25 protein-coding genes are annotated in these 20,601 nt (G+C 65.3%); 13 read left to right on the top strand and 12 right to left on the bottom strand.

The genetic code is table 11. From position 1 onward, the window contains the following. Positions 1–506: 506 nt before the first annotated feature. The 3 genes from RUH65_RS02745 (at position 507) to RUH65_RS02735 (ending at position 2,567) form a co-directional block, all read left to right on the top strand. Positions 507–1,190, top strand: a complete 684-nt coding sequence (locus RUH65_RS02745) for a hypothetical protein (protein ID WP_313815666.1) — start codon at positions 507–509, stop codon at positions 1,188–1,190. A 109-nt stretch (positions 1,191–1,299) separates the two neighbouring features. Continuing rightward, a complete protein-coding gene (locus RUH65_RS02740; RefSeq protein ID WP_313815665.1) occupies positions 1,300–1,743 on the top strand; it encodes an AraC family transcriptional regulator in 444 nt (147 codons plus the stop codon). 248 nt (positions 1,744–1,991) lie between these two features. Continuing rightward, on the top strand, positions 1,992–2,567 hold the full coding sequence (locus tag RUH65_RS02735; protein ID WP_313815664.1) for a GNAT family protein: 576 nt from the start codon (positions 1,992–1,994) through the stop codon (positions 2,565–2,567). Positions 2,568–2,672: 105 nt separating this feature from the next. Here RUH65_RS02735 and RUH65_RS02730 read toward each other — a convergent pair whose 3' ends face one another. Together RUH65_RS02730 and RUH65_RS02725 are read right to left on the bottom strand one after the other, a co-directional pair. Next, on the bottom strand, positions 2,673–3,191 hold the full coding sequence (locus RUH65_RS02730; RefSeq protein WP_313815663.1) for a hypothetical protein: 519 nt from the start codon (positions 3,189–3,191) through the stop codon (positions 2,673–2,675). Positions 3,192–3,857: 666 nt separating this feature from the next. After that, entirely contained in the window at positions 3,858–4,022 is a 165-nt protein-coding gene (locus tag RUH65_RS02725) for a hypothetical protein (RefSeq protein WP_313815662.1), read from the bottom strand. Positions 4,023–4,325: 303 nt separating this feature from the next. Between RUH65_RS02725 and RUH65_RS02720 the strand changes: the two genes are divergently transcribed. Continuing rightward, a complete protein-coding gene (locus tag RUH65_RS02720) occupies positions 4,326–5,360 on the top strand; it encodes a serine/threonine protein phosphatase (protein WP_313815661.1) in 1,035 nt (344 codons plus the stop codon). A 171-nt stretch (positions 5,361–5,531) separates the two neighbouring features. On the opposite strand, the gene RUH65_RS02715 is transcribed toward RUH65_RS02720, so the two are convergent. Further along, on the bottom strand, positions 5,532–5,945 hold the full coding sequence (locus RUH65_RS02715) for a hypothetical protein (protein ID WP_313815660.1): 414 nt from the start codon (positions 5,943–5,945) through the stop codon (positions 5,532–5,534). A 472-nt stretch (positions 5,946–6,417) separates the two neighbouring features. Here RUH65_RS02715 and RUH65_RS02710 point away from each other — a divergent pair, with 472 nt between their 5' ends. Beyond that, positions 6,418–6,780: a hypothetical protein gene (locus tag RUH65_RS02710; protein ID WP_313815659.1), complete on the top strand. Its 363-nt coding sequence runs from the start codon at positions 6,418–6,420 to the stop codon at positions 6,778–6,780. Between the two features lie 181 nt (positions 6,781–6,961). Then, a complete protein-coding gene (locus RUH65_RS02705; protein ID WP_313815658.1) occupies positions 6,962–7,300 on the top strand; it encodes a hypothetical protein in 339 nt (112 codons plus the stop codon). Positions 7,301–7,411: 111 nt separating this feature from the next. Here the strand turns inward: RUH65_RS02705 and RUH65_RS02700 are convergent, their stop codons facing one another. The 5 genes from RUH65_RS02700 to RUH65_RS02680 form a co-directional block, all read right to left on the bottom strand. After that, positions 7,412–7,810 carry a hypothetical protein gene (locus RUH65_RS02700; RefSeq protein ID WP_313815657.1) on the bottom strand — a complete coding sequence of 133 codons (399 nt, stop codon included), beginning with the start codon at positions 7,808–7,810 and terminating at the stop codon, positions 7,412–7,414. Beyond that, positions 7,803–8,141, bottom strand: a complete 339-nt coding sequence (locus RUH65_RS02695) for a hypothetical protein (RefSeq protein ID WP_313815656.1) — start codon at positions 8,139–8,141, stop codon at positions 7,803–7,805. Before RUH65_RS02695 ends, RUH65_RS02700 begins: the two co-directional genes overlap by 8 nt. Positions 8,142–8,305: 164 nt before the next feature. Continuing rightward, the gene (locus RUH65_RS02690) at positions 8,306–8,518 is read right to left on the bottom strand and encodes a hypothetical protein (RefSeq protein WP_313815655.1); all 213 of its coding nucleotides are present in this window, start codon (positions 8,516–8,518) and stop codon (positions 8,306–8,308) included. A gap of 170 nt (positions 8,519–8,688) precedes the next feature. Next, positions 8,689–9,255 carry a DUF1697 domain-containing protein gene (locus RUH65_RS02685; protein ID WP_313815654.1) on the bottom strand — a complete coding sequence of 189 codons (567 nt, stop codon included), beginning with the start codon at positions 9,253–9,255 and terminating at the stop codon, positions 8,689–8,691. A gap of 111 nt (positions 9,256–9,366) precedes the next feature. Next, positions 9,367–9,957, bottom strand: a complete 591-nt coding sequence (locus tag RUH65_RS02680; RefSeq protein WP_313815653.1) for a dihydrofolate reductase family protein — start codon at positions 9,955–9,957, stop codon at positions 9,367–9,369. 179 nt (positions 9,958–10,136) lie between these two features. Here RUH65_RS02680 and RUH65_RS02675 point away from each other — a divergent pair, with 179 nt between their 5' ends. Beyond that, positions 10,137–10,691: a GNAT family N-acetyltransferase gene (locus RUH65_RS02675; RefSeq protein ID WP_313815652.1), complete on the top strand. Its 555-nt coding sequence runs from the start codon at positions 10,137–10,139 to the stop codon at positions 10,689–10,691. A gap of 107 nt (positions 10,692–10,798) precedes the next feature. Here the strand turns inward: RUH65_RS02675 and RUH65_RS02670 are convergent, their stop codons facing one another. Then, positions 10,799–10,969: a hypothetical protein gene (locus RUH65_RS02670; protein WP_313815651.1), complete on the bottom strand. Its 171-nt coding sequence runs from the start codon at positions 10,967–10,969 to the stop codon at positions 10,799–10,801. Between the two features lie 129 nt (positions 10,970–11,098). On the opposite strand from RUH65_RS02670, the gene RUH65_RS02665 reads away from it, so the two are divergent. Then, a complete protein-coding gene (locus RUH65_RS02665) occupies positions 11,099–11,458 on the top strand; it encodes a VOC family protein (protein WP_313815650.1) in 360 nt (119 codons plus the stop codon). Positions 11,459–11,479: 21 nt separating this feature from the next. Here the strand turns inward: RUH65_RS02665 and RUH65_RS02660 are convergent, their stop codons facing one another. After that, positions 11,480–12,655 carry an MFS transporter gene (locus RUH65_RS02660; RefSeq protein WP_313815649.1) on the bottom strand — a complete coding sequence of 392 codons (1,176 nt, stop codon included), beginning with the start codon at positions 12,653–12,655 and terminating at the stop codon, positions 11,480–11,482. Between the two features lie 56 nt (positions 12,656–12,711). Between RUH65_RS02660 and RUH65_RS02655 the strand changes: the two genes are divergently transcribed. The 3 genes from RUH65_RS02655 to RUH65_RS02645 all read left to right on the top strand — a co-directional run bounded on the left by RUH65_RS02655 (position 12,712) and on the right by RUH65_RS02645 (position 14,186). Next, the gene (locus RUH65_RS02655) at positions 12,712–13,299 is read left to right on the top strand and encodes a TetR/AcrR family transcriptional regulator (RefSeq protein WP_313815648.1); all 588 of its coding nucleotides are present in this window, start codon (positions 12,712–12,714) and stop codon (positions 13,297–13,299) included. 132 nt (positions 13,300–13,431) lie between these two features. Beyond that, entirely contained in the window at positions 13,432–13,869 is a 438-nt protein-coding gene (locus tag RUH65_RS02650) for a VOC family protein (RefSeq protein ID WP_313815647.1), read from the top strand. Between the two features lie 110 nt (positions 13,870–13,979). After that, a complete protein-coding gene (locus tag RUH65_RS02645; RefSeq protein WP_313815646.1) occupies positions 13,980–14,186 on the top strand; it encodes a hypothetical protein in 207 nt (68 codons plus the stop codon). A gap of 24 nt (positions 14,187–14,210) precedes the next feature. Here RUH65_RS02645 and hisS read toward each other — a convergent pair whose 3' ends face one another. Next, on the bottom strand, positions 14,211–15,584 hold the full coding sequence (hisS, locus tag RUH65_RS02640) for a histidine--tRNA ligase (RefSeq protein WP_313815645.1): 1,374 nt from the start codon (positions 15,582–15,584) through the stop codon (positions 14,211–14,213). A gap of 295 nt (positions 15,585–15,879) precedes the next feature. Between hisS and RUH65_RS02635 the strand changes: the two genes are divergently transcribed. Next, positions 15,880–17,430 carry a DUF349 domain-containing protein gene (locus RUH65_RS02635; RefSeq protein ID WP_313815709.1) on the top strand — a complete coding sequence of 517 codons (1,551 nt, stop codon included), beginning with the start codon at positions 15,880–15,882 and terminating at the stop codon, positions 17,428–17,430. 193 nt (positions 17,431–17,623) lie between these two features. Continuing rightward, complete coding sequence (locus tag RUH65_RS02630; protein ID WP_313815644.1) at positions 17,624–18,184, top strand: hypothetical protein; 561 nt, start codon at positions 17,624–17,626, stop codon at positions 18,182–18,184. A gap of 14 nt (positions 18,185–18,198) precedes the next feature. Here RUH65_RS02630 and RUH65_RS02625 read toward each other — a convergent pair whose 3' ends face one another. After that, positions 18,199–20,466 (bottom strand): bifunctional (p)ppGpp synthetase/guanosine-3',5'-bis(diphosphate) 3'-pyrophosphohydrolase, encoded by a 2,268-nt coding sequence (locus tag RUH65_RS02625; protein ID WP_313815708.1) that lies wholly within the window; start codon positions 20,464–20,466, stop codon positions 18,199–18,201. Positions 20,467–20,601: the final 135 nt, after the last annotated feature.

Genomic DNA, 20,601 nt, shown 5'->3' with positions numbered 1-20,601 from the left:
GCTGAGCTGAAGACGATGGTGCCGTGAGGCCTCTCGGCCTCGTGGGCCCTACGGAGCTGCTCCCCCAGGGAAACGAGGACGTCTGAGAGGGAACCGACAGGATGCGCTGCCCGTGACATGGCGGCCCTAGGTTGCCTCGCAAAGAAAAGCAATAGCAATGCCACGGTAATGGAAGTCAGGGCGAAGCGCAGACCGTCGTTCATTTCCGGGGCAGACCAGACGCCCACTACTGCTCCTGCCGCCAGCAAGAGGGCTCCGACAAGCCGCAGGACTTTTCTGATCGTTTCCACGGCTTTGCCTAACGCTGGAACTTCGATATCTGATGTGGCCACTGTGGTCGACCCTAGCGGGGGTGCCGCTGCTCGGCGTCCGGAGAGGGTTCCCGCTAGGGCACACAGAGACCTTGCCAGGGATCTGCGGTCACTAGTGCCCAGTGATGGTATCCCGAGCGCGAGTCGTTGGTGGGATCTGGCTCGTGACGGTGGACCTGTGTCTATGGTTTCCAGATGGCCCTCACGCTCGTCTTCCTGCCCAGCCCGCTCCTCGGCCCGTCGGTGTGGAGGCCCGTCGCCGAAGCGGTTGAGGACCGAGGCTTGCACAGCGTCATCGCTTCGGTACCAGCCGGCGTGCAGACAAGCGAGGATGTACTCGACGCCTTCCTCGAAGCGAGTCCGGCCGACCGAGATCTCGCCGTCGTGCCCCACAGCAATGCCGGCGCGTTCGTACCCGCTCTCGTCGAGCGACGCGCAGTGGTGGCCACGGTGTTCGTCGACGCGATCCTTCCGCCGCCTCACGGTTCGGTCCCGCTCGCGCCACCGTCCTTCCTTGCCATCCTGCGCACGAAGGCAGAAGCCGACGGTCTGCTCCCGCCGTGGACGAGTTGGTGGGCGGAGGAGGTCGTGGCAGAACTCTTTCCTGACGCAGCTACGCGGTCCGCCGTGGAGCGGGAGCAACAGCAGCTCCCGCTGTCGTACTTCGAGATGGCCATGCCCGCTCCCCGCGGGTGGGACCAGCGATCCGGGGCCTACCTCGCCTTAGGCGACACCTACACCGACGAACGCGATGACGCCGTACGCCGGGGGTGGCCCACGAACACGTTGAGAGGTGGCCACCTCCACCAGCTTCACGATCCGGAGTCCGTCGCTGACACGATAGTGGCCCTGCTCGGTCAGGCCATCAGAGAGCACTGACGCATGATCCGAACCCGTTGTGGGTCACCGCACGACCATCGGCTACCGGTCAAAGAGCCGTGGATCGGGTGACATTGAGAATTGTGCCAAAATCCGGTACGCACTAGCCATGAGCACCTACCCCACCACGCACAACCTGGGGCGCATCGACGTCATCACTCTCGACGACAGCCCTGCCCTCAGCCGAGACGTCCAGCTCGACCTCGCCACGATCCAAGACGCGTGGCCCGACTTCGAGAGCTCCTTCGACTTCCTCCAGGGCCGCAAGATGATGGGCCTGTTCTACGGCGGCAACGCCGTCTACCGCATGTCCACCCTTCGCCTGGACCGCGACCACGAAAACCCCTTCGGCCACGACGAAACAGTTATCCCGGGCGGTCACTACCTCCGTCTACGTCTGCGAGGCACCGCCCCGGTCATCTACGAGAACATCGCCCCCGCGTTTGACGCGCTCTTCTCCCACGCCGACCACGACCCCGCACGGCCCCACATCGAGTACTACCGTCGCGAGGGTGAGGTCGACTGCCTCGTCCCGATCAACCCACCCAGCTAACATCCCCATGGCCCAGGCGAGCGTCACCGATCTCTAACAGAATCGCGCTGGTCACTTTTCGGGTCGTGCTCGACTCCTAGCTCGCGCGCGTCCCGTTCAGTGCGATATGTGGGTGATGCGCGCCGAGCCGCCGGAGTTCATGCCGCGAATCACTGGTTGCCCGTATCGTTCGCGGCCAAAGCTCAACAACGGATGCTCATCACGGTGAAGTGGACACGGCAGGCAGGCACCTATGTGAGCATGGCCTCATGAGCGACGCTGTGACATTACGTCCGCTGGCCAGGGGCGACGTTGAGGATGTCCTGGCTGCCTTCCTGTCCACCGGCGACATGCAACGGCAAGGTGATGTAAGGACGGCTGGGGAGGCCATGAACTACGTCGAGCGATTACTGGGGCCGGACAGCTCTCATTGTCCCTGGGCCGTGGTCGATGAGACCAACACCCTGAGGGGGTTGGTCGTGGTCAGCGTCGATGAGGTGAACCTCAGTGGTTGGTTCTGGTACTGGATGCATGTCTCCCGCCGGGGCCGAGGGTGGACCAGTCGAGCAGCTGCAACGGTGGCCAATTGGGCGCTGGGTGATGGTGGTCTCCATCGCCTGGAGTTGGGCCACCGGGCGAACAATCCGGCGTCCCGGGCGGTGGCGCTGGCCGCGGGGTTTGTGCAGGAAGGAGTGGAGCGGGAGAAGTTCTTGGTCGACGGGCAGCGGGTCGACGTGCTCACATACGGTCGCGTCCGCTCAGATCCCGTACCGTCGACCGTTCCTCTGCCGACGACCACGCCGGACGAAGGTGAGCACCACATCACTGCCGAACAAGCACGCTGACTGCCAGTGGACCGTGACCGGTTGGGGATCGCTAATCGGGACAAGAATCGAACGGTGCTAGGCCAACTGCGCACTCGGGGCGATTGAATATCGCACGGCCGAACTTCATGCGGGCCCGTCTCGGAATACGAAGTGATCGTCTGGAGACCACTGGTGCTCGTCGTCGCAGCGGTACCCCCGCAGCCAAGCCTGCCTATCGACCACGCGGAGATAGAACCCCTTCGGGTACTCATCGTCATTGCTGATTGGGGCCGAAGCTATTGTCAGCGAGCCTTCCGGTGCATACCCCGAAGACATCAGAGGGTCAGACGATGTCGTCTGCTCGTGCAAGGCGAGGCGCAGATAAGGCCCGGTGTCTACCGGACAGAGTGACAAGCCCTGGTGTTTGGCCGCCTGAAAGATACGGGAAAGCGGCGCACCGTTGGCCAGACCGAGTTCGGCCACCGTACGCTCGGTGACCACGATCGGTCGTGCCACCAGATCATCGAATGATTCGCTCGCGAGGAGAGCTTCTGCGTAGGCGTTGAGATGGATGCCGTGCGAACTCAGACTGCCCAGCAACTGAGATCGGGAGAGCCCTCCCACCCAGAGCTCACGCTGTTCGATGCGCAGGGGCTCAGGCACGAAACTCGTCGCAGTAGGGGGCCGATTCACGCCAACATCTCATCGCAACAGTCTGACATCAATGCCTGACTAAGGAATGTCCCTCTGGACACGAAGTCGACGCAGGGATGCCGTAGCACTTCGTCTCGCGATACCAACGACCTACGGCGCCAGTACAGAGAGGTTGCCGCGGGTCATACGGGCGATAGTGCGAAGCCGTATGGGGCCCCTAAGACCTTGCCACGCACCGGTCGCGTCGCCGATGAAACAGAAGAATCAGCGGGGGAATGGCGATGCCCACGAAGCCCGATCCATTCATGAAACCGAACTGGAACGAGTGGAGGATTGCGGAACCGGATGCCTCGGGAGACGCCGGCAACACGTGCGCTAAACCCACGGCGCTGAGATAACCGAACGTCGCGAGCAGGCCTGCCATGAATGCCTGCCGAGTCGCGAAGCCCCGTGAGCCCAGCGCGACGGCGACCAGGACGAGTACCTAGACGCCGACACCGATCAGCCACGGCAAAGACCCAATAGGCCAGCGCCTCGGTCAAGGGCGACCCGTTCTTCACACTGCCCAACGCTGCGAGGAAGAACCCAGGTACACCGTGCAGGAAGTACATCAACAATCCGCTGAGCAAGGCCCAGCGCAGCGGGCCCTTCAAGCTAAGGCTGATCAGAGAATCCCTACCGAGCCGGGTCCGGCGTGGACTCCGGCTCAGCTTCGGCCTCCCGACGCTTGTCGGCGGCGCGGATGCCATCACGGACGCCGGCGCGGATGACGCCGTAGAGCAGGTAGAAAAAAATCGCGGTGAAGACGACATACAGCACCAGCACGTTAAGTTCCCACATGGTGCGAGCCTACCCGTGCCCCTCGCCAGTACAGGCCGAAGCCTCCTGGTAAGGCCTAGTCAGTGGCTCAGAAAACGTTCCCTTCTTGCGAAGGATGCGGCGGTCGCAGGATGCGATACATCTCAAGACAGCCCGGGAGGCGTGACGACCGTCAGCGTCTCCGCAAAGGGATCCCCAAGCGAACACGCGAGCCACAGCTATCCCAGCCTCTCGTGTGAAGGGCTGTTAGAGGTCTCTGCGCAGACAATCCGCCGCGGGCTGCTCTGTCTGGAGCTGATTTTCCGTGGCAGGCAGAATGGCGTCATGCTCAGCACCCGACGTGTCCGTCACGAGCTTGCGTCAGCTTCGCTCGCCGCCCGCAAAGACGACGAGCTTTCCACGCTCCTTCATGCTGTACCCATCAGTGCTGTGGGCGCAGGCGGTGGTACCTCTGTGCTCGAGGTCGACGGCATATCGGTGTTCGCTAAACGTGTGCCGATCACCGACCGTGAGCTGGCGCATCCGCACAGCACCGCGAACCTGTTTGGCCTGCCGACCTCGTGTCAGTACGGCATGCACCGCCTCGCAGGCCCAGGCTTCAACGCCTGGCGTGAGCTGGCCGCGAACGTCACTGTCACCGAGGGAGTACTCGGCGGTGAGTCGGAAGCGTTCGCGCTACTGCACCACTGGCGGGTACTTCCGGGCCGCCCACCCATCGCATCCGAGCATCAGGACATCGAATCGGTGGTTGCCCAGTTCGGAGGCGACTCGGCGGTCCGGACCCGCTTCGGAGAGCTGGCCGAGGCGAGTTCAAGCCTCGTACTCTTTCTTGAGCACCTGCCCGACCGACTGGTCGACTGGCTGAACGACCCATTGGTCAGTGCCGAGACGGTCGAGCGGCAGTTATTCGAGGCTGTCGCGTTCCTGCGTCGCCGCCAGGTGCTGCACATGGACGGGCACTTCGGCAATATGCGGGCCGACGACCATCAGATCTACCTCGTTGACCTCGGGCTGGCCACTTCGCCTCGGTTCGACCTGTCCACCGCCGAGCGTGACTTCGTTACGAACAACGTCGACCACGATGCCGACTATGCGGCGATGCGAATCATGAATTGGCTGGTCACTACGGTGTGTGAGTTGCCTGCTTCGACCAGAGGCGATCTCGCTGCACGCAACGCATACGTGCGTCGGTGCGCGAGTGGCGACATCCCGCACGACGTGCCGGCGGTAGTGGCGGGCATCCTCGCCCGGCATGCGCCCGCTGCTGCCGAGATGAACGACTTCTGCTGGCGCTTGGTCGATGGAGATATCCACGCGCAGTACTCCGGGGTGCGGTCAGGCCCCGCATGTGACCGATAGAGCATCCTTGAACGGTGGCGGTGGGCAACCCTAAAGCTACCGCCGATCATGGCCTCGTTCACTCCAGGAGTCTTCCCGCCGCCTGCGCACCATACGGACTGGGTGGGTCTCCCAAAGGCCTTGCGGCGTGCCCTTTCTGATACCGACGCGACGATTCGGTGATGAATGAAGTCAGGAACAGTCCAGGTCCGCGTAGGTCTCGATGAGGCGGGCCGGGGCATCCGGGAAGCCTGCCTTGTCCAGTTCAGAACGCACGTCTTCCCTCACTGCCTCCATGTAGGCGTGACCCTCCAGCTCGTTGGGGGGAATCTTCTGGTCACCGGACTGGGCATTGAGCAGTGTTTCCTCCCAGTCCATGATGTCCGTGGCGGAAACCGTCGCCTCACTCAGCGCACGTTCCGCCGCATCCGATGCCTCGTCGGGAACGTCTTGGGCGAGCGGCTCGAGCCACCACTCGGCGGTGCACTCTCCTCCGTCAACCGCAAAGGTCTCTACGCGGTCCGGCTCGCCGTGTGCGGAGGCACAGCCCGTCAGGGTCACGACGCAGGCCAATGCAATTGCAAGAAATGACCCGTTTCGCTCCATAAGCTCACCGTACTGCCGTGCGCCTTCTCGATCTGCACAGCCAGGTGAGGATGGCACCCAGAATGGATTGGCCTGTGCAACGGCGCAGCACGGTCACCTCAATTCGCTGTGTGCCGCAAGTGGATCCACTTCTGGAATAGGTGATCGTTCAGCCCAACGGCGGCCAGTTCGAGAAGCGCGGAGCTGCAGGACGGGGAGGGTGAACCGCCTTGTGGTGTCCGTTCCGGCCACGAGCGTGCGCCAGTAGGGTGAAAGACCCGGACGACGATCAGAGGGGGTTCATTTGGCGGGGAAATTGGGTTCAATTCCGGCCGGAAGCGCAGTGCTGATGTTGACGGCTGGGTTCGTCCTGACGGGCTGTGGCAGCGAGGCGGGACAAGGGGCACCTGAGACCACGTCCCCAGCCACCATCCCGAGTGAGTCGACGTCCGCCCACCCCGAATCGTCGCCATCCTCGACGATGGTCACTCCCGTGGGCAGCCTGGATGAGTTGTTCGAAGCCGTCGATGAGCGGTTCGACTGCCCGGGTCCCTCAGATGGTTTCTCCGGGGAGGACCACTTTTTCATGGTCGAAGGTGGTGAGCAGCTCGTGGGGCGTCAGTGTGGCGAGACCGTTGTCATGGCATGGTCCGACGACGAAACCCTGATTCAGGGTGCCCGCGAGCTGCTGGATTCAACCGTCGCACCCGTACCCGTGGTGGGCACGGAACAGTGGTTCGTCGCTGACACTACCGAGGCCGGGGAGGGCGGAACAGGTGCGCCGGAGCACCAAGCGGCGTCTAAGGACTTGGACAGGCTCGCTGCCGAGCCCAACGCCGACTTCACCGACGGCTGATCGGCTCCGCCCTCCCGCGGTCACACCGCACTTATTCAGCATCAGTCTGACTATGCGACATCCAAAATTCGGTGAACCAATGCCAGACGGGGATCCCCAATGCACACAACGACGGCGAACTCGGGGATGGATGGATCGCGGCTCCACGTTGAACGATGCAGAGGTGACCTATCCTGAACGCATGCCCGACCGCATCATGTATTTCCAGCTCAAGACCGGATATGACCTCGACCGTGGGCCCGCGTGGATTGGGTCAGTGCGCTTTTCTAAGACGTGGCGAACCGCGTATTTCCATGACCGCACTCTTGCACGAGTTACCGGCACAGCCCGGGCCAACGTGGACGGGGACGCGAATTTCTACGACGTGGATACTGGGGACCTCTACTGGATCTCCGGGCCAAAGCGGGACCGTACGGACGGGCGTTACTCGGCTCAGCAGCCGACGGTTGAGCCCGAGGTGAAGATCCAGTACGAAGCATTTCTGACCGGTGCCCCGTTGCCAGGACGTGAAGAAGGGTAGGCCCAGAACGTCCGGAGGAATCTTCTCCGTCACGTGTGCCCAGGGGGGATCTCTAGCTGGCACGGTTCGAGAGAGCCCATCAGCGCAACACCGTGAATGCATGAATGCGGCTCAATGGAACTGGTGCAACCGCCATTCAATGCCGTCGCTCGAGAGCATGGACACGTAGGGCTTGCGCAGGATCCAAGTCTTGCCCCTGGTGAGGTCCTTGTCGCTGAGGACGAATCCGGCGATTTCGTCCAAACTCTCTTGGATGAAATCCAGTTGGTCATCCATGCCCGGGCCGATAAGATGGTGGTGGATGTACTGGCCGTCGTAGACGATCTCCGGGGCCTCACTGCCCAGGACTAGCGTGAACGTCGCCCATCGGGGGCCACGAACCTCTACGTAGACACTCCTGCCGCGGATGCTGGCGGTCGCCTCCACCTTAAGCGGCAGCCTCGCGGTAAGGCCCTCAACTTCTCGCAACAGGGTCGCAAGGTAGTGGTCGACTTCAGAGGACTCACCCATGGCTCTCGCCCCCTGTCATCGCATCGGCACCGGCCGACGTGGAGCCTTGGACCAGTTGGTTCAGGCGGACGACGAGGTTCTCCGCGGCCCCGGTGCCGGTGACTTGGCTGAGCGATTCGCCGAACCAGTCCTGCCAAATGGCATCCACCTGTTCGAAATTGATCGCCCGGTGGGACAGCAGGTGTCGCGCGATGGCATCGGCCTCGGGGGCGTACTCGTTCTTCGGCGCTCCATCGAGCGTGCCGGGGTCGAGTCGATAGGGGTCCATCTCGCTGAGCAAGGCCAGCACTCCTGCGGTCACCTGTTTCCACGACCGGGTTCCGTGTTTCATTCAGCAATGATCCCCGATGATGAGAGCGGCTTGCACACGTCTCCGCCACTACCCCATATGTGGATCCCCATACGGCAGGCATTCAGCAACTGGCTGGCGCTTTCTCGTCATTCCACCCACTCGCGCCTCGCGTGACTGGGCCGCCCCCAGGAACCGGTTAAGTTTCAGTAGTCAGCATGTGGCGGGTCGTCCCGGGTATTGCATTCATTCGTGAAGAACAGGACGCCCAGGCTCACTGCCGCGATGGCTGCCAGAAGGATAAGTATCCAATCCTGGACGGCCAAGGCGAAGATAAACATCCCCAGCACCCAGGCAGCGCCGATGCTGCAGACCAAGCGGGATCTTTCCCTCACCGTCATGTCCTGGATCTTCTTCATGCTGCAGATGTCCCATACGCGAATTCCCACCCACAGGCTGCGACCGGGCGGATCGCGGCGCGGACCCGAGGCCGTCCGCCAGGGGATCCTCGTTCGAGGAGGCTCATCTCAATCCCCGTTGGGCGTCGTCCTCACGCGTCCGGTACGACCTGGCAGGCTGGTGTGGCGAGTCAATCGTCGAGAAGCGCCATTAGCCGAGTCACTGTCGCCCAGTTGCGCATCGTGTTGACCACGTCCGTGGCCGTGGCGGCCGGTGGGCGGGACAGTTCCGCGGCCAGCACGCTACGACCCAGGCCATCCGGGGTATGCAGGTAGAGGAAGTTGCCGATCACGGTGGCATCGTCGCGACTGCCTTTGTCCCGGGCGCGCTGCACAGCTGCCGCCACGGTCTCGGCTGTGTCGGGGCTGATCTGGTCTCGGTGGAACACCACGTGCAGGAATTTCGGGTTGGTCTCTCGCGGGTAGGGGTTGTCTGCCACCACTGACCTCAGGTGGGGTCGAGACAGCACGACGACACCCGTTCGCACGTCTGACCGATCAGCTATCGCCTGCTCGAGCTTGGTGGAGAGTTTCGTGCCCTCAGTCTCGTCGCAGCTGAACACCACGTTGCCGCTCTGTATGTAGGTCACGACATCACTGAAGCCGAGCCCTCGCACGATCTCGCGCAGATCCGACATCGCCAACCGGTTGTGCCCTCCGACGTTGATGCCGCGCAAGAGACCGACATGGGTTCGCATGACCACATACTGCCAGTTCCCAGAGGGTCTCATCTTGGTTTCGAAGACGGTCCTCAGCCGACTCATCAGGGTCTCGTTTCACGAGGAGGACGCCATGCAGCACCCATGGGGTCAGAGGACGTCGTAGGTGATATGAACGGCGCTGGTCGAGACGCCGATGTCGACCTGCTTGAGCTGTCGCGGCGACACCCCGTCGAAGAGTGGGATACCCGCGCCCATGATGATCGGCGACAGATGTAGGCGCAGCTGGTCGAGCAGCCCGGCCTCGAGACAGCCCCTCACCGTTGCGCCACCACCCATGACGTACACGTCTCGACCTGGAGCGGCTGCACGCGCCTGATCCACGGCAGCCTGGAGTCCGGTGGTCACAAAGGTGACCTCGTACAGGGATGCGATCCGGGGAGTATCGGGCTGGGTACTGGTGACGACGAAGAGGGGCGGCCGAGCGTCACGGTCGGCGCCGTAGCCCATGCCCTCTTTCCAGCCGTCTGGCGCGTTGACAACGTCAAACACGTTGCGCCCCATGACGACTGCTCCGGCCTCGGCGGCGCGATCCAAGGCCCGCTGGTCCGCTTCTTCGCCCGCGAACACCCAGGCATGTATCTGCTCTCCACCGCTACCCAGACCGGCGTGAGGGCCGGCATCAGGGCCGGCCACAAAGCCGTCGATGCTGACGCTGATATCTCCGATGACCTTGGCCATGTCCTTCGACTCCTCGAGTGATGCCGGCGCACGACGCCATGGACTTCCAACGGCTTAGCCCACGGTCACGTCCGGGTCTCCGATCTTCTACCGCAGCAGGGCGGCATGTCTACCCAGTGACCGCTGGACCGTCCTCTTCCGGACGGCACCAAGGGCTTGTCCCGCTATAGGATCGGACCGTGAGTCGGCACCTCAGAGTCATTCAGCACGCTGACCTGTCTGAGGTCGACATTCGACTCTTGCGAGATTTTTTCAATCGTCAGTACTTTGCAGATTTCGGCCCTTGGAACCTCGACGCACCGTACGGGTATTCACCTGCAGACATGCACACCCTGATCTGTGATGGCCCGGCTCTCGTCGCCCATGTGGGTTTTCAAGTCCGCCTCATCGGGGTCGGCAGCATCGATGTCTCGGTGGCCGGAACGGGCGGGGTTCTTGTCGACGAGTCGTGTCGTGGTACTGGCCTGGGCCGGGAAGTGATGCAGGACGCTCAGCAGGCGATGCGTAATGACGGCAGGGTGCAGTTCGGGTACCTCGGTTGCCGCGAGCAGGTCGTGCCGTTTTATGAGAGCACGGGGTGGCACCGAATCCATGCGACCGAACATCACGCCTCCCGGATCGACCACCACCGTGTTGTGACCTCGACAGGCGACCCTCTTCTCATCTACCCCGTGAGGAAGGACGTCACCGAGTGGCCCCCTGGCGACATCAACTTACGCGGGACCCCGTGGTGATTCCGTCCGTTCAGGGATCCCTCGGCGGCATATGGAGCGATTTTCTGACTTCGCCGACTGATAGTGGACCAGCTGGCAACTAAGAATCCGGGTAAGGAATGGCCAGATCATGCCTTGGTGCGCGGCCGGTCCCGTGCCGGCGTCCAGCGCAGGGCCTGCCATACGAGGAAGCCGACGATCAGGACGTTGAGGACGACTGCACCTGCCCCTGGGGCTCCCGGCACGAACCACCACGCGCCCACGGCGAACCTGGTCAGCACCAGCAGCGCCATGCTCACCCCGACAACGCTAACCAGGAGCACCAGGCCGAAAGCGCTCTGGCCGGTCAGTCCGGCCAGGATCACCGAGCCGGGTCAGGTAGGACTTGAACGCTCCCCTGATAGTGACCACGCTGGGATACTGAGATCATGCATGACCGGGCATTTCCCATCATCACTGTTCAGGACCTGTCAGCGACGCGCGCGTTCTATGAGCAGCTCGGGTTCACGCAGACGTACCAGTTCCCGCCCAACGGTGAGCCCGGATTCGTGACGATGGAGCGCGGCAGTTCGAGCATTGGCATCGGCGCAGGCGGAGATAGCGGAGATACCGCAGAGGACACTTTCAGCCTCTGGGTCTACGTCGATGACGTCGACGAAACTCTTGCGGTGCTGGGCACGTCGGGGGCGCCTGTGATCTCTGCGCCCGAAGACCAGCTGTGGGGTGAACGCGTGGCCCGGACCAGGGATCCGCAGGGGAATCTGATCATTCTCGGAGCTGTCCTCTGACGACCGGGCGGCCGGCCCACCCTAGCGCTTCCCCGCCACGGCGGCGAAACCTCCGCCAAGACACAGGCCCGCGGCCAACACGGCCAGGGATCCCGGGTTCAACAGTTCTTGGGCAGCACCAAAACCGACAGACCCCAGCGCTTGGCCCGTGGCCAAAGCGATGAAGAGTACAGAGGTGCCAGCGCCGGCATTCTCAGGCCACGCCTGGCGGGCCCAGAGGATGAGAACCGTGGTCAGACCCATATACCCGGCTCCGAACAAGGCCATGCTGGCGTAGGCGAACCAGACGTCACCAGTGGCCACGGACAGTGCGATTCCGGCGCTCGCCAGCGCCAGCCCGCCGGTACAGACGTACCATCCGCCTCGACGTCCGATGCGTTGCACCACAGCACCAGTTGTGGTGCCGAGGAGTCCACCCAGGCCCAGTGCTATCCATAACCCTCCGACCTGTCCCGACACCACAGGGCCCGACTCGGTCAGGATCAGGGGCCCGAACGTCCAGAGCAGCGAGGACCCCGCACCGGCGAGAATCGCAGCCAGGCCCGGGATCGCCAAGGACCGCAACCGCCCGATCAACGGTGCCGACGTCGGCCGGGACACTCGGGATCGCGACGAGGCCACATCGGAGCGCGCTCGGACGAACAGCCACATCGTGATCGCGGACGCCGCGCAGGCCAGAGCCATGAGCAACCAGGCCGGCCCGATCACGGGGAACGCCCACACCAGCAGGCCCGACGCGACCACTCCGACGGCGGTACCCGTATTGACCACGGATTGCGCCGTCGAGGAGAGGCCAGGCGCTACCACCACGTCGATGATTGGTACGAGTGCAGGCGAGGCGAAGCCTCCACCCATGCCACCGATGAAGACCGCGATGATGAACAGTGTCGGCTCGGTGGCGACCGCCACTCCAAGACACCCCACGGTGGCCGTCACCCCGGCGAGGATCAGGCCCCTTCGCGGGGCGTGGGACACCAGGCGGGCCGCCAGCGTGGCTGCCACAGCGTAGGACGTGAACTGGGCGCCGGCCGCCCACCCCAGCACCGGCAGTAGTTCCGGACGGTCGGCCGCCAGGTACGGGGCGAAAAGTCCCACTCCGAAACGAGCCATCCCATAGGTGGCGGCGATCAACAGCATCCCGGCCACGGCAGCGCCCATTCCCGAGCCGTGTCGTACTTCCGTCGAACATGCAGTCATCCTGACTCCTTCTTGCATAACGATCGTTTTGCTGTAACGAACGTTATACTAGAGGCATGGCCAATCCACAGCACACCAGGAACCGCCTCCTTGATGCCGGGGAGAACTTGTTCTTCAACGAGGGCATCGCCGCCACGGGCGTGGACCGGGTCGCCTCAGAGGCCGACGTCGCGATCGTGACGCTGTACAAGCACTTCGGTTCGAAGGACAACCTGTTGCGCGAAGTCCTGTCCCGCCGGCTTGAGGCATGGACCCAACACTGGGATCAGGCCCTCAGTGCCGCCGAGGGCCCGCAGGAACGCCTGCTGGCGGTCTTCGACGCCATCGAGACCTTCCGGGCCTCAGCCGGATCCACGCAATGGTGCTGTTTCCTGGCGACCGCCTCGGAACGCCCCGCCCCGGAGAAGGGGACCAGTGACCCGGTCTTCGACCTGATCGATCAGGACACGCACCAGGTCCAGACGCGACTGTCAGACCTGGCTCGAGAGGCTCGATGTGCAGATCCGGACGCGATGGCCTCGATGCTGCTGTTGCTCTACAACGGCGTCCTCAGCAGTCTCCTGAGGGGGGCGCCCTCCGATCCGATCACCCATGCACGGCGCACCGCGCAGATGCTCCTCAACTCGGGCACCGACTCGCCCTAGTTGGCAGGCGTGCTGCCGAACTCAAGCATCAGCCCAGATCTTTACCGAGTCTGTTCAAGGGTGGAATCATGACGATTCCAGACCGGATCACCCGGATCTCCACCCAACGCCACCATCGCCAGGACCCTGCTCATGTCCATCACACTCGAGAACGTCGGCATCGCCGTCCGTGACCTGGAGGCGACGATCGCCTTCTTCACCGACCTGGGACTGACCGTCCTGGGCCGGGACACGATCAGTGGTCCGTGGGCAGACACCGCGGTCGGACTCGACGGAAATCACGCCAACATCGCCCTGCTCCAGACGCCGGACGGGCACGGCCGCCTCGAGCTCTTCGAGTACCTCCACCCCGAGGCGATCGAGACGGAGCCCACCCGGCCGCACGAGATTGGCATGCACCGCGTCGCCTTCTCCGTGGACGACCTCGACGCGGCCCTCGAGATCGCCGCGCGGCACGGCTGCCACCCGCTGCGGGGCGTGGCGACGTACGGGGACATCTACAAGCTCACCTACGTCCGCGGCCCCAGCGGCATCCTCGTGATGCTGGCGCAGGATCTGACCAGGGGCTGACCACAGACCGAGTCGAATGGGATCTCGTCACCACCGACGACTTCTTCGAACGCCGACCCGACCGGGATTGGTGCTCTGCGGCCGCGCTCTGATGAGGCAGGATCGGGTGCATGGGTACTCGACGCACCGACATGACCGAGATCGTTCAGGCCGTCCTGATCGGCACCGCCATCCTGTTCGCCGGAATCGCCCTGCTCACCGGAGACATCGTCATCCCCCGCAGCGTCGCCGGCGGCGGCCTGCTGGCCGTGGCGGGCCTGTGCTATCTGGCCAGCGCGCTGCTGAGGATCCGGCACCGTCCCCGCAAGGATCGGTGACGGTCACGCCGGTGTGGCCTCAGTTCAGTTCGCCAGGACCTGAGGCCGCAGGTCCTCGGCCGGGGGCGTCCACGTGGCCGGGTCGGCGTCGACCTGCTCGCCGGAACGGATGTCCTTGACCTGATGCGTGGCGGTCCCGTCCTCCCCCACGGAGGTGAACCAGACGAACGGGATGCCCCGCTTGTCCGCGTACTTGATCTGCTTGCCGAACTTCTCGGCGGACACCGCCACCTCGGCGGGGATCCCCCGGCCGCGCAGGGACTGCGCGGTGTCCTGCGCAGCCGACCAGTCGTCGTCGTGCGTCAGGGCGATGTAGACGGCCGTGGGCACCGAGCGGGAGGCGCGCGCCATGTCCTGCGAGAACATCCGCATCATCAGCCGGGTCACGCCGATCGAGAGCCCCACCCCCGGGAACGTGCGATTGCCCTTGGACGCCAGGGCATCGTAACGGCCGCCGGAGCAGACGGACCCGAGCTGCTCATGGCCCACCAGCACCGTCTCGTAGACCGTCCCGGTGTAGTAATCGAGGCCGCGGGCAATGGACAGGTCCGCCACGGCGCGCCCGGGGGCACGGCGGTGCAATTCCCCGACGACGCCGGCCAGCTCCTCGAGCCCTTCCTCCAGCAGCTCGTGGGTCACCCCCAAGGCACGGACCTGTTCCACGAACGTGGTGTCCTCGGTGCGGATGGCCGCCAGAGCCAGGGCCTGCGCGGCCTGGTCCTCAGTAGCACCGAGTTCGGACTGGAGCAGGCGGGACACCTCGGCCGCCCCGATCTTCTCCAGTTTGTCGATGTTGCGCAGCACCCCGGCGGTGTCCTCGAGGCCGAGCCCGCGGTAGAAGCCCTCGGCCAGCTTGCGGTTGTTGATGCGGATGGTGAAGTCGCCGATCGGCAGGGCCCCGAGGGCCTCGGCCATCACCAGGGCGACGTCCACGTCCGAGCGGAACGGCAGCGTGCCGTCCCCGACCACGTCGATGTCCGCCTGGGTGAACTCACGGGCGCGGCCCTCCTGCGGACGTTCACCGCGCCAGACCTTCTGGATCTGGTACCGGCGGAACGGGAAGGAGAGGTGCCCGGCATTCTCCACGACGTAGCGCGCGAAGGGCACCGTCAGGTCGAAGTGCAGGGCGAGGCGATTCGGGTCCTGAGCGTCCTGGGGCTGGCGCGATGTCGCCGCCCCCGGCTCCGAGTCCGCCTGCAGTCGCGAGACGGCATAGACCTCCTTGTCGATCTCTCCCTTGCGCAGCAGCTGCCCCAGGGTCTCCACGGCGCGGGTCTCGATGGAGGAGAAGCCATGCAGCTCGAAGGTGTTCCGCAGGGTGTCCAGCACATGCTGTTCCACGATCCGTTCGGCGGGAAGCCACTCGTGGAAACCGGACAGGGATGCCTTGCGGGACATGGGCCACCTTCTGTTGTACCTGCTGGGGGGACATTCGGCTCCCCATTCTAGGTCCAGCCGGTACGCTGGACGTGACCGTATCCACTATTCCCTGCGGCCGCGCGCCGGTGCAGGGCACCAGCAGAGAGTTCTAGCGGTGACCACCAGTCAAGAATCCGACGATCAGCAGTCCATCCAGCAGAGCCCCGATGAGGCCCCCGCGGCAGCGTCCGAGCAGTCCGCTCCAGAGGCTCCAGAGGCTCCAGAGGCTCCAGAGCAGGAAACCGAGCACGTAGCCGAGCCGGCTACCGACGCTATGACCGAACCGGCGGCGCAGGCCGAGACCGAGGCCGTGCTGGCCTCCATCGAGGCGACCGAAGCGCCCTCCGTTGACCCCGCCCCCAGTGACAAGGTGGCCTCGGAAGCGCCCGCCCCGGCGCCGGCATCGTCCACCGAAGAGGCCCCCGCCCCCGCGTTGCCCAAGCCCGGCGTGCCCAAGCCCGGCAAGGCCCCGAAGCCCTCCAACCTGCCACGGCCCGCCGCCCCGGCCGGTCAGAGGAAGACACCTTCGGCCGCCCCCGCCTCGCCGATGCCGGCCCCGAGCTTCACGACCCCGGTCGAGGACGCCGCGAAGTTCGCCAAGGTCAGCGACGACGGCCACGTCATCCTGATCGACGGCGCCGAGGAGCACCCGGTCGGCCAGTTCCCGGACGGGACCAAGGACGAGGCCCTCGCCTACTTCAGCCGCAAGTACGACGAGGTCGTCTCGCAGGTCATGCTCCTCGAGCAGCGCGTGGCCACGGGTGCCCCGGCCGGCGAGATCCAGAAGACGCTGGGCCACCTGCGCCAGACCATCGGCGAACGCGGCATGGTGGGCGACATGCCCGCCCTGCGCGCCCGCGTCGAGGCCCTGCAGACCCGGTTGGACGATCTCAAGCTGGCCGAGAAGCTGGCCCTGGAGAAGGCCCAGGCCGAGCAGCTGGCCACCCGCGAGGCGATCGTGGCCGAAGCCGAGGAACTGGCTGCGAAGGACCCGCAGCAGGTGCAGTGGAAGCAGGCCAGCGCCCGCATGGCCGAACTCTTCGAGAACTGGAAGGCCGCGCAGAAGGCTGGTCCGCGCCTCGGCAAGTCGGTCGAGGACGGCCTGTGGAAGCGATTCCGCACGGCCCGTACCACGCACGACAAGCACCGCCGTGCCTTCTTCTCCCAGCTGGACGCCACCAACTCCAAGGCCAAGTCCGCCAAGGAGAAGCTGATCGCCCGCGCGGAGGCCCTCTCCACCTCCACCGACTGGGGACCCACGGCCGGCGCCTACCGGGATCTCATGGACGAATGGAAGGCCGCCCCGCGGGCTTCCCGCAAGGAGGACGACGCCCTCTGGGCCCGCTTCCGCGCCGCGCAGGACGTCTTCTTCAACGCCCGCAAGGCGACCAACGACGAGATCGACAAGGAATACGGCGAGAACCTCAAGGTCAAGGAGCAGATCCTGGCCGAGGGTCAGCAGCTGTTGCCCGTGAAGGATGTGAAGGCCGCTCGCAAGACCCTGAACGACCTGCGCGGCCGCTGGGAGGACGCCGGGCGGGTGCCCCGCAAGGACGTCACCCGCATGGAGTCGGCGTTCCGCAAATTGGAGGAAGGCCTGAAGTCCGCCGAGGACGAGCACTGGCGCAAGACCAACCCCGAGACCAAGGCACGGACGAACTCCGCCCTGACCCAGCTCGAGGACAAGGTCGCCGAACTCGAAGACGACCTGGCCAAGGCCCAGTCCAAGGGAGACGCCAAGGCCATCGCCAAGGCGCAGGAAGCACTCGATGCCCGCAAGATGTGGCTTGAGACCCTGCAGAAGTCGGCCCAGGGGCTGCGCTGACCCGCTGGCCGTGAGTGGGTCGCCGTGTGGGCTCCCGCATGGATTCCCGTGTGGATCCCGCGTTGAGCGCGGCGTTGTCCACAGTGGTGGGGGGGGGGGGGGGGCCCCGGCCGGGGCCCCTGCCGGGGCCCACTCCCAGCCCACCGGCGGACCGACCGCGGTGATCCCGGGTCTCGTGCCGATGGACTTCCTGGTGCCCGGGCTCCCCTATGCCGGCCCCGAGCTCCAGGCCATGGCACGGTCCGGCCTGGTGGTCCACGTCATCGGGGACCTGTACGTGGAAACCGACCAGGGGCAGTCGGGAGCAGCGGGACTGAGGCTCCGGGCGGCGGCGGTGCACCGGCTCGCCGCACCCGTGCTCGCGGGCCGGTGGGCGGCCAGGGGTTTGACGGCGGCCTGGGTGTTCACTGGAGGTCCGGCACTGGCGATGCTGGAGGCCTCCGTGGAGCGTTTCCACCGGATCCCGCTGCAGCCGCTGTCCGTGACCTTGCGGTTGGAGCAGTCCGACGCCGCCGGCCAGCCGGCCGACATCGTGCACCTCCACGGGGTGCCCTGCACCAGCGTGGAGCGGACCGTCGAGGACCTGCTGCGCCGCCCCGGCGACGCATCCCGGGCCGCGGCCGCGATGACGGCGGTGAGGCAGCTGCTGCCGCTGACCGATCCGGTCTCGCTCCGGGACCGGTTCGAGTCCCGCCGGAAACGTCCCGGCATGGCAGCCGCTCGGCGCGCGTTGGAGGGTCTGTTGCCGGCCTGAGAATACCGCCGGTCTCAGTCCTCCGCTGCGGGGCGCCCCTGGCCGGCGGTGCGGTACACGTCGTAGACGCCGTCGATGCGCCGCACCGAGGACAGCACGTGGCTCAGATACTTCGGATCGCCCATCTCGAAGACGAACTTGCTGATGGCCACCCGGCTCCGGGACGTGTTCACCGACGCCGAGAGGATGTTGACGTGGTGTTCGGCCAGCACCCGCGTCACGTCAGAGAGAAGTGACTTGCGGTCCAGCGCCTCGACCTGGATCTCCACCAGGAACACGGAGGACTGCGTGGGGGCCCAGGAGACCTCTACGATCCGGTCCGGTTCCTCCTTGAGGTGGTCGATGTTCTTGCAGTCGGTGCGGTGCACGGATACGCCGGATCCGCGGGTGACGAAGCCGATGATCTCGTCCGGCGGCACGGGGGTGCAGCAGCGGGCCAGCTTGGCCATGACGTCGCCGGAGCCCTGGACCATGACCCCGGAATCCGACTGCCGGGTCGGGGCCGCGATACGGGTGATCGGGATCGCCGAGGTGTCCAGGGACTCATCGGTCTCCTCCACCACGGCATGCAGCTTCTGCAGATGCTCGATCACGTTCTGGACGGAGACGTTGGCGTCCCCGATCGAGGCGTAGAGGGTGGCGATGTCCGGCAGGTTCAGCTGCCCCGCCACCTCGGTGAGCGAATCCGAGCTCATCATCTGGTGCAGCGGCAGGTTCATCTTGCGCAGCTGGCGGGTGAGTTGTTCCTTGCCCTTCTCGATGGACTCCTCGCGGCGTTCCTTCGAGAACCAGTGGCGGATCTTGTTGCGGGCCCGAGGACTACGGACGAATCCGAGCCAGTCCTGGCTGGGCCCGGCGCCCTCGGTCTTGGAGGTGAAGATCTCCACCCAGTCGCCGTGGTGCAGTTCGCTGTTCAGCGGCACGAGCTTGCCGTTGACCCGGGCGCCGATGGTGCGGTGGCCGACCTCGGTGTGCACCGCGTAGGCGAAGTCCACGGGAGTCGAGCCGGCCGGCAGGGCCATGACCTCACCCTTGGGTGTGAACACGAAGACCTCGGCGGCGTCGATCTCCGCGCGCAGCGACTCCAGGAACTCGTTCGGGTCCGTGGTGTCCTTCTGCCAGTCCATGACGGACCGCAGCCACCCCGGCGTCTGTTCGCCACTGGACGGAGCGCCCTGGGCCGCCTGGTCCTTGTATTTCCAGTGCGCCGCCACACCGTACTCCGCGCGGCGGTGCATCTCATGCGTGCGCAGCTGGATCTCCACGGGCTTGCCACCCGGGCCGATCACCGTGGTGTGCAGCGACTGGTACATGTTCAGCTTGGGCATGGCGATGTAGTCCTTGAAGCGGCCCGGCAGGGGGCTCCACTTCGAGTGCAGGACCCCGAGCGCGCCGTAGCAGTCCCGGACCGAGTCGACCAGCACGCGGACACCCGTGAGATCGTGGATCTCGTCGAAGTCCTTCCCGCGGACGATCATCTTCTGATAGATCGAGTAGAAGTGCTTCGGCCGTCCCGTGACGGTGGCCCGCACCCGGGCCTCCTTGAGGTCTTTCTCGATCTGCCCGCGCAGCACGGCCAGGTTCTTCTCCCGCTCGGGGGTCCGCTCCCCCACCAGCCGCACGATCTCCGCGTACACCTTGGGGTACAGGGCCGCGAAGGACAGGTCCTCCAGCTCCCACTTGATCGTGTTCATGCCGAGCCGGTGGGCCAGCGGCGCGTAGATCTCCAGCGTCTCCTTGGCCTTGCGCGCGCTCGAGGCCGGGGCAACGTACCGCCAGGTGCGGGCGTTGTGCAGCCGGTCGGCGAGCTTGATGACCAGGACGCGGACGTCATCCGCCATGGCCAGCACCATCTTGCGGACCGTCTCGGCCTGCGCGGCGTCCCCGAACTTGACCTTGTCCAGCTTGGTGACACCGTCCACCAGGACGGCCACCTCGTCACCGAAGTCCCGGCGCAGCTGCTCCAGCGAGTAGCTCGTGTCCTCCACCGTGTCATGCAGCAGGGCCCCGGCCAGGGTGGTGCCCGTCATCCCCAGTTCGGCGAGGATCGTGGCCACGGCCACGGGGTGGGTGATGTACGGATCACCACTCTTGCGCTTCTGGCCCGCGTGGGCCCTCTCCGCCACCTCGAAGGCCCGGATGATCAGGTCAAGATCTTCCTTGCCCTCCTTCGGCTGACGGACCTTGAGGGTGCGGACCAGGGGCTCCAGGATCGGCGAGTAGTCGTTGGTGACGCGGCCGGTCAGGCGCGCCAGCCGGCTGCGGGGACGCCGCGAGACGATGGCGCCGCCCGCCGGGCTGCCTGCGGTCGCCGCAGGTGACGACGCGCCGGGCTCGGTGCCGGGCGGAGTGCTGGGAACCGGGCTGCTCGTCGGTGCGGTGGCGCTCCCCTGGACGCTGCTCGTCCTGTTCGTGAC

This window comes from Citricoccus sp. (assembly GCF_032154715.1).
Classification (GTDB): Bacteria; Actinomycetota; Actinomycetes; order Actinomycetales; family Micrococcaceae; genus Citricoccus.
Note: the sequence above shows the minus strand (reverse complement) of the source record. Positions and strands in the feature narration are given on the sequence as shown.

Coding starts and splice junctions, on each gene's coding strand:
- RUH65_RS02745 (WP_313815666.1), top strand. CDS start 507: ATGGCCCTCACGCTCGTCTTCCTGCCCAGCCCGCTCCTCGGCCCGTCG.
- RUH65_RS02740 (WP_313815665.1), top strand. CDS start 1,300: ATGAGCACCTACCCCACCACGCACAACCTGGGGCGCATCGACGTCATC.
- RUH65_RS02735 (WP_313815664.1), top strand. CDS start 1,992: ATGAGCGACGCTGTGACATTACGTCCGCTGGCCAGGGGCGACGTTGAG.
- RUH65_RS02725 (WP_313815662.1), bottom strand. CDS start 4,022: ATGTGGGAACTTAACGTGCTGGTGCTGTATGTCGTCTTCACCGCGATT.
- RUH65_RS02720 (WP_313815661.1), top strand. CDS start 4,326: ATGCTCAGCACCCGACGTGTCCGTCACGAGCTTGCGTCAGCTTCGCTC.
- RUH65_RS02715 (WP_313815660.1), bottom strand. CDS start 5,945: ATGGAGCGAAACGGGTCATTTCTTGCAATTGCATTGGCCTGCGTCGTG.
- RUH65_RS02705 (WP_313815658.1), top strand. CDS start 6,962: ATGCCCGACCGCATCATGTATTTCCAGCTCAAGACCGGATATGACCTC.
- RUH65_RS02700 (WP_313815657.1), bottom strand. CDS start 7,810: ATGGGTGAGTCCTCTGAAGTCGACCACTACCTTGCGACCCTGTTGCGA.
- RUH65_RS02695 (WP_313815656.1), bottom strand. CDS start 8,141: ATGAAACACGGAACCCGGTCGTGGAAACAGGTGACCGCAGGAGTGCTG.
- RUH65_RS02690 (WP_313815655.1), bottom strand. CDS start 8,518: ATGAAGAAGATCCAGGACATGACGGTGAGGGAAAGATCCCGCTTGGTC.
- RUH65_RS02685 (WP_313815654.1), bottom strand. CDS start 9,255: ATGCGAACCCATGTCGGTCTCTTGCGCGGCATCAACGTCGGAGGGCAC.
- RUH65_RS02680 (WP_313815653.1), bottom strand. CDS start 9,957: ATGGCCAAGGTCATCGGAGATATCAGCGTCAGCATCGACGGCTTTGTG.
- RUH65_RS02665 (WP_313815650.1), top strand. CDS start 11,099: ATGCATGACCGGGCATTTCCCATCATCACTGTTCAGGACCTGTCAGCG.
- RUH65_RS02660 (WP_313815649.1), bottom strand. CDS start 12,655: ATGACTGCATGTTCGACGGAAGTACGACACGGCTCGGGAATGGGCGCT.
- RUH65_RS02655 (WP_313815648.1), top strand. CDS start 12,712: ATGGCCAATCCACAGCACACCAGGAACCGCCTCCTTGATGCCGGGGAG.
- RUH65_RS02650 (WP_313815647.1), top strand. CDS start 13,432: ATGTCCATCACACTCGAGAACGTCGGCATCGCCGTCCGTGACCTGGAG.
- RUH65_RS02645 (WP_313815646.1), top strand. CDS start 13,980: ATGGGTACTCGACGCACCGACATGACCGAGATCGTTCAGGCCGTCCTG.
- hisS (WP_313815645.1), bottom strand. CDS start 15,584: ATGTCCCGCAAGGCATCCCTGTCCGGTTTCCACGAGTGGCTTCCCGCC.
- RUH65_RS02635 (WP_313815709.1), top strand. CDS start 15,880: ATGACCGAACCGGCGGCGCAGGCCGAGACCGAGGCCGTGCTGGCCTCC.